This is a genomic window from Mycobacterium sp. 1165178.9, from assembly GCF_001673555.1.
Classification (GTDB): domain Bacteria; phylum Actinomycetota; class Actinomycetes; order Mycobacteriales; family Mycobacteriaceae; genus Mycobacterium.
Genome location: NZ_LZMB01000324.1, coordinates 1 through 14964, shown reverse-complemented (window position 1 = coordinate 14964; position 14964 = coordinate 1). Strand labels below are relative to the sequence as shown.

At 69.1% G+C, this 14964-nt stretch carries 15 protein-coding genes and 1 pseudogene; 9 read left to right on the top strand and 7 right to left on the bottom strand.

Annotation, left to right across the window (positions count from 1 at the left end):
• Positions 1-96: pseudogene (locus tag A5652_RS27625) on the bottom strand (hydrolase); the annotation flags it as partial.
• 49 nt (positions 97-145) lie between these two features.
• Positions 146-658, bottom strand: coding sequence for a DUF2505 domain-containing protein (locus A5652_RS14195; protein WP_067352185.1), 513 nt, complete (start codon positions 656-658; stop codon positions 146-148).
• Between the two features lie 26 nt (positions 659-684).
• Between A5652_RS14195 and A5652_RS14190 the strand changes: the two genes are divergently transcribed.
• Entirely contained in the window at positions 685-1794 is a 1110-nt protein-coding gene (locus tag A5652_RS14190) for a UDP-N-acetylmuramate dehydrogenase (protein WP_067352180.1), read from the top strand.
• 32 nt (positions 1795-1826) lie between these two features.
• Positions 1827-3203, top strand: coding sequence for an Ig-like domain-containing protein (locus A5652_RS14185; RefSeq protein ID WP_369805796.1), 1377 nt, complete (start codon positions 1827-1829; stop codon positions 3201-3203).
• Here the strand turns inward: A5652_RS14185 and A5652_RS14180 are convergent.
• The gene (locus tag A5652_RS14180; RefSeq protein WP_067352175.1) at positions 3187-3936 is read right to left on the bottom strand and encodes an SDR family NAD(P)-dependent oxidoreductase; all 750 of its coding nucleotides are present in this window, start codon (positions 3934-3936) and stop codon (positions 3187-3189) included. The two genes, A5652_RS14185 and A5652_RS14180, sit on opposite strands and share 17 nt — an antisense overlap.
• 235 nt (positions 3937-4171) lie before the next feature.
• Here A5652_RS14180 and A5652_RS14175 point away from each other — a divergent pair, with 235 nt between their 5' ends.
• The 6 genes from A5652_RS14175 to regX all read left to right on the top strand — a co-directional run bounded on the left by A5652_RS14175 (position 4172) and on the right by regX (position 10138).
• Positions 4172-5449, top strand: coding sequence for an ROK family protein (locus A5652_RS14175; RefSeq protein WP_232001192.1), 1278 nt, complete (start codon positions 4172-4174; stop codon positions 5447-5449).
• A 60-nt stretch (positions 5450-5509) separates the two neighbouring features.
• A complete protein-coding gene (gene mshA / locus A5652_RS14170; RefSeq protein WP_067352167.1) occupies positions 5510-6784 on the top strand; it encodes a D-inositol-3-phosphate glycosyltransferase in 1275 nt (424 codons plus the stop codon).
• Positions 6781-7305 (top strand): YbjN domain-containing protein, encoded by a 525-nt coding sequence (locus tag A5652_RS14165; RefSeq protein ID WP_067352163.1) that lies wholly within the window; start codon positions 6781-6783, stop codon positions 7303-7305. The genes mshA and A5652_RS14165 overlap by 4 nt, the downstream gene beginning before the upstream one ends.
• A 25-nt stretch (positions 7306-7330) precedes the next feature.
• Entirely contained in the window at positions 7331-8080 is a 750-nt protein-coding gene (locus A5652_RS14160; protein ID WP_067352159.1) for a phosphoglyceromutase, read from the top strand.
• 154 nt (positions 8081-8234) lie between these two features.
• Positions 8235-9458 (top strand): cell wall metabolism sensor histidine kinase WalK, encoded by a 1224-nt coding sequence (locus A5652_RS14155; protein ID WP_156745334.1) that lies wholly within the window; start codon positions 8235-8237, stop codon positions 9456-9458.
• Entirely contained in the window at positions 9455-10138 is a 684-nt protein-coding gene (gene regX / locus A5652_RS14150) for a two-component sensory transduction protein RegX (RefSeq protein ID WP_067352151.1), read from the top strand. Before A5652_RS14155 ends, regX begins: the two co-directional genes overlap by 4 nt.
• Positions 10139-10148: 10 nt before the next feature.
• Here regX and A5652_RS14145 read toward each other — a convergent pair whose 3' ends face one another.
• The 3 genes from A5652_RS14145 to A5652_RS14135 are packed head-to-tail and all read right to left on the bottom strand — an operon-like array spanning position 10149 to position 13284.
• Positions 10149-12017 (bottom strand): GMC family oxidoreductase N-terminal domain-containing protein, encoded by a 1869-nt coding sequence (locus tag A5652_RS14145; RefSeq protein WP_067352147.1) that lies wholly within the window; start codon positions 12015-12017, stop codon positions 10149-10151.
• On the bottom strand, positions 12014-12343 hold the full coding sequence (locus tag A5652_RS14140; protein WP_067352144.1) for a hypothetical protein: 330 nt from the start codon (positions 12341-12343) through the stop codon (positions 12014-12016). Before A5652_RS14140 ends, A5652_RS14145 begins: the two co-directional genes overlap by 4 nt.
• Entirely contained in the window at positions 12340-13284 is a 945-nt protein-coding gene (locus A5652_RS14135) for a hypothetical protein (protein ID WP_067352140.1), read from the bottom strand. The genes A5652_RS14140 and A5652_RS14135 overlap by 4 nt, the downstream gene beginning before the upstream one ends.
• 43 nt (positions 13285-13327) lie before the next feature.
• Between A5652_RS14135 and A5652_RS14130 the strand changes: the two genes are divergently transcribed.
• Positions 13328-14044 (top strand): FadR/GntR family transcriptional regulator, encoded by a 717-nt coding sequence (locus tag A5652_RS14130; RefSeq protein ID WP_067352137.1) that lies wholly within the window; start codon positions 13328-13330, stop codon positions 14042-14044.
• A gap of 9 nt (positions 14045-14053) precedes the next feature.
• Here the strand turns inward: A5652_RS14130 and A5652_RS14125 are convergent, their stop codons facing one another.
• Positions 14054-14848, bottom strand: a complete 795-nt coding sequence (locus A5652_RS14125; RefSeq protein WP_067352188.1) for a hypothetical protein — start codon at positions 14846-14848, stop codon at positions 14054-14056.
• Between the last annotated feature and the right edge of the window lie 116 nt (positions 14849-14964).

The following is a 14964-nucleotide window of genomic DNA, read 5'->3' as shown; positions in this document are numbered from 1 at the left end:
GCCCGCCGCGGCGGCCCGGCGGCTGTATTCGGCCACCAGCTGCAGGTTTGCCGTGGGGTCTGTGCCGCTGAGGATCTGCGCCAACGCGATTCGCATGAGCGCCAGCTTAGGCCCGGTGGCCGGGCACCCCGTCGCGGTCGAGATCTCACACCGTCTTGGCGATCCACTCCGTGGTGAAGCGTTGTTCGGCGGCGACCAGCTCGGCCAGCCGGGTGCCGATGAAGTTCTCCAACTTGCCGCCGATGATCGGGACGCGCACCTGCACTGTGGCGCGAAAGGTCAGCCGGCTGCCGCCGGTCCCTTCGATCGGCTCCAGGACGGCGGTGCCGGCCAGGTTCACCGGCGCATCCACGATGGAACCCGCGACCGACCCCGTCGCGGCGCCGCCGGTGACCGGCCCCCACGCCTCCTCGCGGCGGATGCGCAGGTCCCCGCTGTGCAGCTGCGTGACCATCCCCGGCAGCTTGTCGCTGCGGATCACCTGCAGGGTGACGACCTCGACGGTGTCCTCGTCACCCACCCGCATCGACTCCAGCGTGGCCACGTCGACGCCGGACCCGGCCAGCCGGGCCCGCCAATAATTTTCATCGGTGAAGGCGCGGTGCACCTCGTCAACAGTGCCGTCGTAGTCGGCCGACAAGTCGAATGAACGCGGCATAGCAGGTCAGGCTACCGTTACGGGCCATGAATTCCAGCGGAGCCGGTTCGGAGTTCGCCGGTGCGCCGGTGACTTACGCGGCGCCACTGGCGCCGCTGACCACGCTGCGGGTCGGGCCGACCGCGCGCCGCCTGATCACCTGCGCGACCAGCCAACAGGTGATTGCCGCATTGCGGCGGCTGGACACCAAAACAGCTGGCGGGCAACACGACTCGGTGCTGGTCTTCGCCGGCGGTTCCAACCTGGTGATCTCCGACGCCCTGACCGACCTGACCGCGGTGCGCCTCGCCAATGACGGCATCACGGTCGAGGGCAACCTGGTCCGCGCCCAGGCGGGCGCGGTGTGGGACGACGTCGTGGTCACGGCGATCGAGCACGGCCTCGGCGGGCTGGAATGCCTGTCCGGCATCCCCGGGTCGGCCGGGGCCACGCCGGTGCAGAACGTCGGGGCGTACGGCGCCGAAGTGTCCGACACCATCACCCGGGTCCGGGTGCTCGATCGCGGCAGCGGTGAGGTGCGCTGGGTGCCGGGCGGCGAACTGGGGTTCGGCTACCGCACCAGCATGTTCAAACGCGACGGATTCGAAACCCCTTCTGTCGTATTGGAAGTGGAGTTCGCGCTGGACGCATCCGGGCGCAGCGCGCCGTTGCGCTACGGCGAGCTGGCCGCCGCGCTGAACGTGGCCGCCGGCGAGCGAGCCGACCCGCAGGCCGTTCGCGACGCCGTCCTCGCCTTGCGAACGCGCAAGGGCATGGTGCTCGACGCGGCCGATCACGACACGTGGAGCGTGGGCTCGTTCTTCACCAACCCGGTGGTCGCCCCGGACGTCTATGAACGGCTGGCCGCGACGGTCGACGGGCCGGTGCCCAGTTATCCGGCGCCCGGCGGGGTCAAGCTGGCCGCCGGCTGGTTGGTGGAGCGGGCGGGCTTCGGCAAGGGCTATCCGCAGCCGGGCCCGGGTGGCGTCGAAGAGCCCTGCCGGTTGTCCACCAAGCACGCGCTGGCGCTGACCAACCGCGGCGGCGCGGGCTCCGACGACGTGATTAGGCTGGCGCGCACCGTCCGCGACGGCGTCCGGGCTGTGTTTGGCATCACACTGGTGCCCGAACCCGTGCTGCTCGGCTGCAGGCTGTAGCCGCAAAATTCGTCGACGCGAGCCCGGCCCCGATTTGTGGTGGCCGGGCGGGCCGTCTTTCCCCGGTATCTTTGACTTTCGTGACCCCGTCCGACGCCCCGCGACCGTTCAACCGGCGTGCGGCTTTGGCGACCCTGGGACTGGGTGTGCTCGCCCCCAACGTGTTGGCCGCGTGCGGCGGCACGACCGCGAAGCAAGCCGAGAAGAAAGAGCAGCCGGCACCGCAGCTCAAGTACCAGCCCGCCAATGCGACCGACAACGTGGTGCCGATCGTCCCGGTCAGCGTCGAAGTCAGCGACGGCTGGTTCCAGCGCGTCACGCTGTCAAACTCGTCGGGCAAGGCCGTCGCGGGCGCCTTCAACCAAGACCGCACCGTCTATACGACCTCCGAGCCGCTGGGCTACGACCAGACCTATACCTGGAGCGGTTCGGCCGTCGGGCACGACGGCAAGGCGGTCCCGGTGGCGGGCAAATTCACCACGGTGGCGCCCACCAAGAAGATCAGCGGGGCATTCCAGCTCGCCGACGGCCAGACCGTTGGGATCGCTGCGCCGATCATCATCCAGTTCGACGCGCCGATCAGTGACAAGGCCGCCGTGGAAAAGGCGCTCTCGGTCACCACCAACCCGCCCGTCGAGGGCAGCTGGGCCTGGTTGCCCGACGAGGTGGGCGGTGCGCGGGCGCACTGGCGCACTCGCGAGTACTACCCGGCGGGCACCACCGTCAACGTCGAGGCCAAGCTCTACGGCCTGCCGTTCGGCGACAGCGCCTACGGCGCCGACGACATCTCGCTGAACATCCAGATCGGTCGCCGACAGGTGGTCAAGGCCGAGGTCTCGTCGCACCGCATCCAGGTGATCCGCGACGAGGGCGTCATCATGGACTTCCCGTGCAGCTACGGCGAGGCCGACAAGGCGCGCAACGTCACCCGCAACGGCATCCACGTGGTCAGCGAGAAGTACGCCGACTTCTACATGTCCAACCCGGCCGCCGGCTACAGCCACGTGCACGAACGCTGGGCGGTGCGGATCTCCAACAACGGCGAGTTCATCCACGCCAACCCGGCGAGCTCCGGCGCCCAGGGCAACACCAACGTCACCAACGGGTGCATCAACCTGTCGACGGGCGACGCGGAGCAGTATTTCCAGTCGGCGATCTACGGCGACCCGGTCGAGGTGACCGGCAGCTCGATCCAGCTGTCCTACTCCGACGGTGACCTGTGGGACTGGGCCGTGGACTGGGACACCTGGGTGGCCATGTCAGCGCTGCCGCCGCCGAGCGCGCACCCGCCGGCCAGCCAGATTCCCGTCACCGCGCCCGTCACGCCGTCCAACGCGCCGACCCTGTCGGGCACTCCGACCACGTCGACGACACCGGCCAGCACCGGCCCGGCTACCCCTGGCGGTTAAACCGCGAGGTCGTGGCCTGGTCGCGCGGTTTCATGACGATCAAGTCCAGATCGACGTGCGGCGGCCGCGACGCGACGAACCCGATCACCTCGGCCACGTCCTCGGCCACCAGCGGCGTGATCCCCGTGTAGACGGCGTCCGCGCGTTGTTGATCGCCGTCGAAGCGGACCAACGAGAATTCCGTCTCGACCGCACCCGGGGCGATCTCGGTCAGCCGGACCGGCTTGCCCAATAGCTCGCCCCGCAGCGTGCGGTGCAGCGCGCCCTGGGCGTGTTTGGCCGCCGTGTACCCGGCGCCCCCGTCGTAAACCTCAAGTGCCGCAACGGAAGTGACGGTGACGATCAGCCCGTCGCCGGAGTCGATCAGCTTGGGCAACAACGCCGGCGGGACCCGCAGCGTGCCGAGCACGTTGGTCTCCCACATCCACTGCCAGTGCTCGAGATCGGCATCGGCGACCGGCGCCAGCCCCCGGGCACCGCCGGCGTTGTTGACCAGCACATCGACGTGATCCAATTTGCTCGCCAATGTTTCGACCGCCGCATCTTGTGTGACATCGGCCACAATGGCGGTACCCCCGATTTCACTGGCCAGAGCCTCAATTCGGTCCGCCCGGCGCGCCACCACGACGACGTGAAAGCCCTGCGCAGCCAGGTTTCGGGCGGTTGCTGCGCCGATCCCCGAGCTGGCTCCGGTGATTACGGCGACTCGTTTATTCCTGCCAGTTTTAACCATCGAAACAACCTTAATGAACGTGCTAGATTTTGCGTGTGCTCCTCAGCGCCCTGTCCAACACCACGACCACCGCGTGTCTCTGCGCGGCGGGTGCGTGTTGTTGCTGCGCACTTTGCCGCTCCTGACCCAAGCCAGGTGTGGCCGAGACGGCCAGCAAAAATCGGACAAAAGGACGCTCGTGCGCACGAATACCCTCACCCATACCCATCATTCGCCCAGTCGTGCCGTAGGGCACCTGCCCGGTCAGAAGGGCCACCGCTCGGTGCGCCGGCAGATCGTGCCCCCGGCGCTGAACATCCCCGACTCCGCGGCGGCCTCGGTCTTTCGGGCCGTCCGGCTGCGTGGCCCCGTCGGCCGTGACGTCATCGCCGGCGTCACCTCGCTGAGCATCGCCACGGTCAACCGCCAAGTCATCGCGCTGCTGGAAGCGGGGCTGCTGCGCGAACGCGCCGACCTGGCCGTCTCCGGCGCGATCGGCCGCCCGCGCGTGCCCGTCGAGGTCAACCACGAGCCGTTCGTGACGCTCGGCATCCACATCGGCGCGCGAACCACCAGCATCGTGGCCACCGACCTGTTCGGCCGCACCCTCGACACCGTCGAGACCCCGACACCGCGCAACCCGGCCGGGCCCGCGCTGGCGACGCTGGCCGACAGCGCCCGCCGCTACCTGCGGCGTTGGCATCGCCGCCGGCCCCTGTGGGTGGGTGTCGCCATCGGTGGCACCGTCGACAGCGCCACCGGCCAGGTGGACCACCCACGACTGGGGTGGCGGCAGGCGCCGGTCGGACAGGTGCTGGCCGACGCCCTGGGCCTGCCGGTCTCGGTGGCCTCGCACGTCGACGCCATGGCCGGCGCCGAGCTGCTGCTGGGCATGCGGCGGTTCCTGCCCAGCTCGCCGACCAGCTTGTACGTTTACGCGCGCGAGACCGTGGGCTATGCGCTGGTGATCGGCGGTCGCGTGCACGTGCCAACCAGCGGTCCGGGCACCATCGCCACCCTGCCCGCCCACTCGGAACTGCTCGGCGGCACCGGCCAACTGGAGTCCACCGTCAGCGATGAGGCCGTCGTGGCCGTCGCGCGCCAGCTGCGCATCCTGCCGTTCGCCCCGGCGAACCGCGCCAACGGATCCGCCACCGGCGTCTCCGATCTACTGCGCGTCGCGCGAGCCGGCAACCAGCAGGCCAAGGACCTGCTCGCCGAGCGGGGCCGCGTGCTCGGCGAGGCGGTGGCGCTGCTGCGCGACATGCTCAACCCCGACGAGCTGGTGGTCGGCGGCCAGGCTTTCACCGAGTACCCGGAGGCGATGGAGCAGGTCGAGGCGGCATTCGCGGAACGCTCCGTGTTGGGGCCGCGCGACATCCGCCTCACCGCCTTCGGCAACCGGGTGCAGGAGGCCGGCGCGGGAACCGTCTCGCTGTCCGGGCTGTATGCCGATCCACTGGGCGCGATGAGGCGCGCCGGGGCGCTGGATGCCCGGGTGCACGACGTGGCTCGCGACGAGTCGTCCGCCTGACGCGAGTCCTTGTCCAGCGCGCTTGGGCTGGCCTGTGAACCATCCTGTAAAGATGACAGGGTGCGGCACGATGACGTTTTCCGGCTCAATGAACCGCGCCGGGTCGCAGTGTTGGCGGTTCACACCTCACCACTGGCCCAGCCCGGCACGGGCGACGCGGGCGGCATGAACGTCTACGTGCTGCAAACCGCGCTGCATCTGGCGCGGCGGGGCATCGAGGCGGAGATCTTCACGCGCGCGACCGCTTCCGCCGACCCGGCGGTCGCGCGGGTGGCGCCCGGGGTGCTGGTCCGCAACGTCGTGGCCGGCCCGTTCGAGGGCCTGGACAAATACGATCTGCCCACCCAGCTGTGCGCGTTCGCGGCCGGGGTGCTGCGCGCCGAGGCATCACACGAGCCCGGCTATTACGACATCGTGCACTCGCACTACTGGCTGTCCGGGCAGGTCGGCTGGCTGGCGCGCGACCGCTGGGCGGTGCCGTTGGTGCACACCGCGCACACGCTCGCCGCGGTCAAGAACGCGGCGCTTGCCGAGGGTGATTCTCCCGAACCGCCGCTGCGCACGGTCGGCGAGCAGCAGGTTGTCGACGAGGCAGACCGGTTGATCGTCAACACGGATGACGAAGCCAGACAACTGATCTCAATCCACCACGCCGACCCGGCGAGAATCGACGTCGTCCACCCCGGGGTGGATCTCGACGTGTTCCGCCCCGGCGACCGCAGAGCCGCCCGGGCCGCCCTGGGGCTTCCGCCCGACGAGGACATCGTGGCGTTCGTCGGCCGGATCCAGCCGCTGAAGGCGCCCGACATCGTGTTGCGCGCCGCCGCGAAGCTGCCCGGTGTGCGCATCGTCGTGGCCGGCGGGCCCTCGGGCAGCGGCTTGGCGTCCCCGGACGGATTGGTCCGACTGGCCGACGACCTCGGTATCACCGAGCGCGTGACGTTCTTGCCCCCGCAGTCGCGCCCGAACCTGGCCACCCTGTTCCAGGCGGCCAATCTGGTTGCGGTGCCCAGCTATTCGGAGTCGTTCGGTCTGGTCGCCCTCGAGGCGCAGGCGTGTGGGACGCCGGTCGCCGCGGCCGCGGTCGGCGGGCTGCCGGTGGCCGTGCGGGACGGGGTGACCGGCACGCTCGTGGCCGGGCACGACGTCGAACAGTGGGCGGACGCCCTGGGCCGGCTGCTCCGGTTGCCCGCGTCGCAGGCCGGCGCGATGGGCCGCGCCGCCGCCGCCCATGCCGCCACATTCTCCTGGGACCACACCACCGACGCGCTGTTGACCAGCTATCGGCGCGCGATTCGCGAATACACCGCCGAACGCCGGGGCGTGGGCGCATGACCGCCACGGTGGAGCGCGTGATCGAGGATGCCCTGCAGGCCAGTGGGCTGAACTACTCGAAACATGCTGGCGCACATGGCGGTTTATCGGGCCTGGTGGTCGAACTCCCCGGCGAGCGCAAGCTCAAGACCAACACCATCCTGAGCGTCGGCGAGCATTCGGTGCGGGTCGAGGCGTTCGTGTGCCGCAAGCCCGACGAGAACCACGAAGGCGTCTACCGCTTCCTGCTCAAGCGCAACCGCCGCCTCTACGGCGTGGCCTACACGCTGGACAACGTCGGGGACATCTATCTGGTGGGCCGCATGTCGCTGGCCTCGGTGGACGCCGACGAGCTCGACAGAGTGCTCGGGCAAGTGCTCGAAGCGGTGGATTCGGACTTCAATACGTTGCTGGAGTTGGGTTTTCGTTCGTCGATCCAGAAAGAGTGGGAGTGGCGGGTGTCTCGCGGTGAGTCGCTGAAGAATTTGGAGGCCTTCGCCCACCTGATCGACGACGACGACGATGACGCTGCCGATCGCTGAATGAGTGCGTGAGAGACTGACCCGCATGGGTGAAACCGCCACGCTGGTACTGCTTCGCCACGGCGAAAGCGAATGGAACTCGCTGAACCTCTTCACCGGTTGGGTCGACGTCGGGCTCACCGAGAAGGGCCGGACCGAAGCCGTGCGCAGCGGTGAGCTGCTGATCGAGAACAACCTGTTGCCCGACGTCCTCTACACCTCGCTGCTGCGCCGCGCGATCTCCACCGCGCACCTGGCGTTGGACGCCGCCGACCGGCTGTGGATTCCGGTGCGGCGCACCTGGCGGCTCAACGAACGCCATTACGGGGCTCTGCAGGGGCTGGACAAGGCCCAGACCAAGGCCCGCTACGGCGACGAGCAGTTCATGGCCTGGCGGCGCAGCTACGACACGCCGCCCCCGCCCATCGAGAAGGGCAGCACCTACAGCCAGGACACCGATCCCCGGTACGCCGACATCGGCGGTGGCCCGCTCACCGAATGCCTGGCCGACGTGGTCGTGCGCTTCCTGCCGTATTTCACCGACGTCATCGTCCCGGACCTGCGCAGCGGCAAGACGGTGCTGATCGTGGCGCATGGCAACTCGCTGCGGGCCCTGGTCAAGCACCTCGACCAGGTGTCCGACGAGGAGATCGCCGGGTTGAACATCCCGACCGGCATCCCGCTGCGCTACGACCTGGATGCCGACCTGCGGCCGGTGGTGCCCGGGGGCACCTATCTCGACCCGGAGGCGGCCGCTGCCGGGGCCGCCGCGGTTGCCAGCCAGGGGCGCGGCTGACGCCCGCGTGCCCGCGCCACTCCGCGAGATAAAGGCTATTTAGCCAAACATCGCGTGAACGGAAGCGGAACACCTGTTGCGCAAGGTGTGACTTGTCCGATTTTGGCCTCGTTGCGCTAGGGCAGCGTTCAGGGAGATTTGTAGGATTTGCTATGTGACTGTGTTCTCGGCGCTGTTGCTGGCCGGGGTTTTGTCCGCGCTGGCGCTGGCCGCAGGTGTGCTGGTCGGGATCCGGCTGTCACCGCGGGCGGCGCAGCGCCGCCAGCGGGTCGAGTGGACCGGGATCACCGTCGCGCAGATGCTGCAACGCATCGTGGCGCTGATGCCGCTGGGCGCGGCGGTGGTGGACGCGCATCGCGACGTCGTCTATCTCAATGACCGGGCCAAGGAACTGGGCCTGGTACGTGACCGTCAGCTCGATGACCAGGCCTGGCAGGCCGCGCAGCAGGCGCTGACCGGCGTCGACGTCGAATTCGACCTGCAGCCGACGAAACGGGCGGGTGGCCGCTCTGGGCTCTCGGTGCACGGGCAGGCCCGGTTGCTGAGCGAAGAAGACCGCCGGTTCGCCGTGGTATTCGCCCACGACCAGTCCGACTACGCGCGGATGGAAGCCACCAGGCGCGACTTCGTGGCCAACGTCAGCCACGAGCTCAAGACCCCGGTGGGTGCCATGGCGCTGCTCGCCGAGGCCCTGCTGGCGTCGTCCGACGACTCCGAAACCGTGCGGCGGTTCGCCGAGAAGGTGCTCGTCGAGGCCAACCGGCTGGGGGACATGGTCGCCGAACTGATCGAGTTGTCCCGGCTGCAGGGAGCCGAACGACTGCCCAACGTCATCGAGGTTGACGTCGACAAGGTTGTGGGGGAAGCGATTTCGCGCCACAAGGTGGGCGCCGACAACGCCGATATCGAGGTCCGCACTGACGCGCCCAGCGGTCTGCGGGTGCTGGGCGACGAGACGCTGCTGGTCACCGCACTGGCCAATCTGGTATCCAATGCCATCGCCTATTCGCCGCCGGGTTCGCCGGTGTCGATCAGCCGCCGCCGCCGTGGCGACAACATCGAGATCGCGGTGACCGACCGCGGCATCGGGATAGCCCTGGAAGACCAGGAGCGGGTTTTCGAGCGGTTCTTCCGCGGGGACAAGGCACGCTCCCGCGCCACCGGCGGCAGCGGGTTGGGCCTGGCCATCGTCAAGCACGTCGCGGCCAACCACAACGGCAGCATCGGCGTGTGGAGCAAGCCCGGAACGGGATCGACATTCACCCTTTCCATTCCGGCGGCCATGGCGTCTCATCAAGACGATGACGAATCCGAGCAGTCGCAGGGCCGCGAGGTGCGGCCCAACCGCTCACAACGAGAGGAAGAACTAAGTCGATGACCAGTGTGCTGATCGTGGAGGACGAGGAGTCGCTGGCCGATCCGCTCGCGTTCCTGCTCCGCAAGGAGGGTTTCGAGGCCACCGTGGTGACCGACGGTTCGGCTGCGCTGGCCGAATTCGACCGGTGCGGCGCCGACATCGTGCTGCTCGACCTAATGCTGCCCGGAATGTCCGGCACCGACGTCTGCAAGCAACTGCGTGCGCGCTCCAGCGTGCCGGTGATCATGGTGACCGCCCGGGACAGCGAGATCGACAAGGTGGTCGGCCTCGAACTCGGTGCCGATGACTACGTGACCAAGCCGTATTCGGCCCGTGAGTTGATCGCGCGGATCCGGGCGGTCTTGCGCCGTGGCGGTGACGACGATTCCGAGATCAGCGACGGCGTGCTCGAATCCGGTCCCGTGCGGATGGATGTCGAACGCCACGTCGTTTCGGTAAATGGTGACACCATCACCTTGCCGCTCAAGGAGTTTGACCTCCTCGAGTATCTTATGCGCAACAGCGGGCGGGTGCTGACCCGCGGGCAGTTGATCGACCGGGTGTGGGGCGCCGACTATGTCGGCGACACCAAGACACTCGACGTCCACGTCAAGCGCCTGCGGTCCAAGATCGAAGCCGACCCGGCCAACCCCGTGCACCTGGTGACGGTCCGAGGGCTGGGCTACAAGCTGGAAGGCTAGGCCGCACGCGTCAGCGGACGGCGTCGACGATGTGGTCGGCGACGCCGAGGGCCAGCGCCATGATCGACAGCTGAGGATTGACCTCCGGGCAGCTGGGCAGGATCGACGCGTCGGCCACCCACACCCCGCGCACGCCACGCAGCCGACCCGTCGCGTCAACCGGACACAACTGCTCATCGGTGCCCGCCGCCACGGTGCCGGTCGGATGAAATGCCGCGACGTGCAGGGTTCTCGCGTCGGCCCGACGCAGCGAATCTTGCAGCGCGGGCAGCGACGTCACCGTCTTGGCATGCGGCAGCCCGGTGAGGACCTCGACGGCTCCCGCGGCGAACAGGAGGCGCCCCATCGCCTCCATCGCCGTCACCAGCTTGGCGGCATCGCCCCTGTCGATCGGGTAGCGCATCACCGTCTGACCGCGAAGCGACGACACCGACCCGACGCCACGGTCGGCCACCATGGCGCCGAGCGTGGCGACCTGCGGCGCCCGGTCGAGCCAGCCGAGTAGCTCAGCGCCGTAGCCCGGAAAGACCATCGACCCCATGCCCGGCGGGGTGGACGTGGCTTCGATGAGCACGCCGTCGGACTCGTGCAGCTCGTGGACGGCGGCGCTTTGCAGCACGCCGTGCCAGGCGACGACGTCGAAGTCAAAGCGCCCTGCGAGCACCGTTGCGGGATGCAGCGCCAGGTTGCGACCGACCCGCGGATGGGCACCAATATAGCTGCGCCGCAGTAGATTCGGTGTCTCTGTCGCACCTGCGGCGACAACGACCGTGTCGGCCAGGATGTCCAGTGCGGTGCCGTCGGGACGGCGCGCGCGCACCCCGAAGGCACGCCCGTGCACGTGCAGTACCCGTTCCACGCGGGCGTGCGAAACGATCCGGGCGCCCGCCGCGGCGGCCTGCGGCAGCGCGTTGAGGTGCACCCCGAACTTGGCGTTACGTGGGCAGCCGATAGCGCACTGACAACAGCCCTCACAACCCGGGGCGTTGCGCGGGATGGGCGCGGCCTGCCAGCCCAGCGTCGTGGCGGCCTCGAGCAGCAGGCGCCCGTTGCGGCCCATGATGTCCATCGGCACCGGTGCGACCCGCAGCGTGCGTTCGACTTCGTCGAGGTGGTTCGTCAGCCGGTCGTGGTCGGCCAGGCCGAGACCGAACGTGTCGCGCCAGCGCCGTGCGACGGCGGGCGGCGGCCGGTAGCAGGTGCCGGAGTTCACCACGGTGGTGCCGCCGACCGCGCGGCCGATCGGCAGCACCACCGACGGGCGTCCCAGCGCGATGGTGGCCCCGCCGCCGCGGTACAGCCCGGCGTAACGGTCAATCGGGTGGGTGGTGCGGAATTCGTCGACCGTCCAGCGACGTCCCTCCTCGAGTACGACGGTGTCCAGGCCCGCTCGCGCCAGGGTTCGGGCCACCATCGCGCCGCCGGCGCCCGAGCCGACGACCACCGCGTCGGCGGTGACGACGGACGGGCAGTCGGGTGAGGAGGTGACGGTCAGCTCCGGATCGGGGCGCGCCACGCCGTGCTGGCGGGTGCGGGCGAAGAGTTCGGGCGCATAGGTGTCGGCACCGTTCGCCAGCAACGCGATCGCCTTGAGCGCCTCGAGGGCGGCACCGGCTTCCGGGCTGAGTGAAGCCACTCGGCGCAACACCCGATCTCGGCCGCCGGGGTCGAGCCGCGACAGTGATCGGCCGGTGGTGAGATAGCTTGCGGCGCTGACTGATGCGAATCCGGCGTGCACCCCCAGCCTGGACATCGCCGGTAGCTGGGTCAGGTAGCGTTCGATGCGCTCAGCCAGCAGGGCGGCCGGCGGGCCGCCGTGTTCCTCGGGCAGCAGCGCGGTACCGAACGAGGCGGTTGCCCGCTCGGCCACCCGGCTCATACCAGCAATCCGAACCGGCGGCCGATCTTGATGAAGAACGGATAGGTCGCGAAGATGGCGGCCGCCGCCGCGTGCAGCGGCCAGCCCCCTTTCGCGGTGTTGACGCCGAAAACCCCGCTGTTCCACATGAAGTCGCGTCCGTTGCGCGCACGGAACGGGCGCCACAGCAGTCCGAGCCCGGGCACGTTGTTGTAGAGGCCGAACGACCCGCCGAAGAAGATGCCAAGGACCGCGGCCTCGGCGACGTCTCGCCGGTCCGACGGCACGTGCCGCTCGATGAGCGCGCCGCTGGCCACCAGCAGCGGTGGGTCGAGAAGGAAGCTCATGTCGGGATCCTTTCGTTGATATCGGGTGCTTCGACGCCGCGCAGGCCTACCTCGGCATGCCCGAGCACCGACCAACGGCGGTCGTCGATTTCGACGTGAATGTCGGCTTGTTCGGTGTTCGTGCACACCGCGGTGCCGCCGTCGGGGTCGGTGTAGCCCAGGCTCACGCAGCGGTCCGGCGGTTGGTCGACCCGGATGAGCACCCGGCGACCGCCGATGCGTCCTTCCAGCTGCCAGTGCCGCGGGCTAAGCGTTGTCCGCATTCGTAGGGACGGCAAAAGGCTTGTGGGCCAGTCCTTTCCGTCGATGCGGAAGCGCACGAAAGCCAGCGGTGCGAGCCTGCGCAGGCCCGGCTTGTGCGACACGGCGGTGACCGCCTCGAGGACGTCGCCGCCACCGAGGTCGGCGTGGATCCACCCCCAGCGCTTGGCGTTGCCGTGCCCGTAAATGTGGGCGACGGCACCGCGCCAGCCGTCGATGTGTGCGGCGGCGTCGGCGACGGTCAGCGAGCCGGCGAAGTCGGCGGTGGGGGCGAGGACCACCTGGGCGCCGGGCAGCAGCTCGCGCTCCCAGGTCAGGCGCGGAAACGTCCACAGCGGGCGAGCGGTGTCTTTGAAGGACAGATCCCAGGCGAGTGAACCGGCCCGGCCGCGGAGCTGGCCGTCGGCCACCCGCACGCCGTCGGCGTCGAACCACCAGGGGCCGGTTGCGGGCTGGGTGGGCGCAGGGCCGAACCGCTCGGTGCGGGGTGACCCGTCGGGCGGGAACCACGTGGTCCAGCCGTGCGCGTAGGCGGCGCCCTGCACCGGCGCCACTGTCTCGCAGTGGATCCATAAGCCCGCATGCGTCCGGGGATCGGAGAGGGTGGCGTACCAGACCTCGAGGCGTCCTGCTTTGCCGCGCCAGCGCGGACTCGCAGCCGATCGCGTTTCGCCGTCCATTGCTCACCCTTCCGTGAATTCGTCCACTATATTGGTTGAGCCAATGAACCAGTCAAGTCCGTTGCGTCCGCCCGACCGCCAACGCGTCGATGAACAGATCGCCGCGTCGATCGCCGACGCCATCCTCGACGGCGCGTTTCCGCCTGGATCGGCCTTGCCACCCGAGCGGGAACTGGCCGACCAGCTCGGTGTCAACCGCACGTCGCTGCGGCAGGGGTTGGCCCGGCTGCAACAGATGGGCATGATCGAAGCGCGGCACGGCAGCGGCAACGTGGTCGCGGACCCGCAGGGGCTCTCCCACCCCGCGGTGGTCGAGGCGCTGGTCCGCCGATTGGGGCCAGAGTTCCTCGTGGAGCTGCTCGAAATCCGGGCCGCGCTGGGTCCATTGATCGGCCGGTTAGCCGCGCAGCGCAGCCTGCCCGAGGATGCCGAGGCGCTGCGCGCCGCCCTGGTCGCGGTTACAGGCGCCGAGAGCGCGGCGACGCGGCAGGCGGCCGACCTGGACTATTTCCGCGTGCTCATCCACAGCAGTCGCAACCGCGCGTTGGGACTGCTCTACCGCTGGGTCGAGCAAGCTTTCGGTGGCCGTGAACACGAACTCACCGCGGCCTACGACGACGCCGCCGTGGTGGGGGCCGAGCTGGGAGCGATCACCGAGGCGGTGCTGGCGCGCGACGCGGCGGCGGCCGGCGCCGCCGTCGAGGCGTACCTCAAGGCCAGCGCGCTGCGGATGGTGGTGGCTTACCGCACCGAAGCCTGAAGGACGCCGCTACTCGGCGATGCGCGTGGCCGGGTGCACCGCGATGAGCCCTAACTTGCTGCGGCGCTTGCACATTGCGGCCAGCTCCGAATAGGCCTTCGCGCCCAGCAGCTCGGTGAGTTCGTCGGCCAGGCTTTCCCACACCTGCTTGGCGCCGACGTGGGCGGCCGGATCGCCAGTGCAGTACCAGTGCAGGTCGGCGCCGCCGGAACCCCAACCGCGGCGGTCGTATTCGGTGACCCAGGTCTTGAGGATCTCGGTGCCGTCGGGCCGGGTCACCCACTCCTGGCTGCGGCGGATCGGCAGCTGCCAGCAGACATCGGGCTTCATGGTCAGCGGCGGCACGCCCAGTTTGAGGGCCTTGCTGTGCAGCGCGCAGCCGACACCGCCGGCAAAGCCCGGCCGGTTCAAGAAGATGCATGCGTCTTTGTGCTTGCGGGTGCGGTACTGCGGCTGTCCGTCATGCTCGTCGAGTTCCAGATAACCCTTGCGGCCCAACCCTTTTTCGCGGTATTGCCAGTCGGCGTCGGTCAGCTTCTTGACCGCGTCATCCAGGCGGGCGCGGTCGTCGTCGTCGGACAGGAAAGCACCGTGCGAACAGCATCCGTCGTCCGGGCGGCCCTGGACCGTGCCCCGGCAGGCCGGTGTGCCGAACACACACGTCCATCGAGAGAGCAGCCAGGTCAGGTCCGCCGCGATCAGGTGCTCGGGGTTGTCGGGGTCGTAGAACTCGACCCATTCGCGGGCGAAGTCCAGCTCGACCTCTTGTCCCGGTTCCGGATGCGAATTCGCCACGCAGTCCACGTTAGACCACGGTTCGGCCCACCCGAGCCGCTGACACTCGCCGCCCGTACGGTCGGAGATCACGACGGGTTGACCGGGTCGCGCAAAGCATCGCCTCGCGGGCTTCGTTAGGTTGT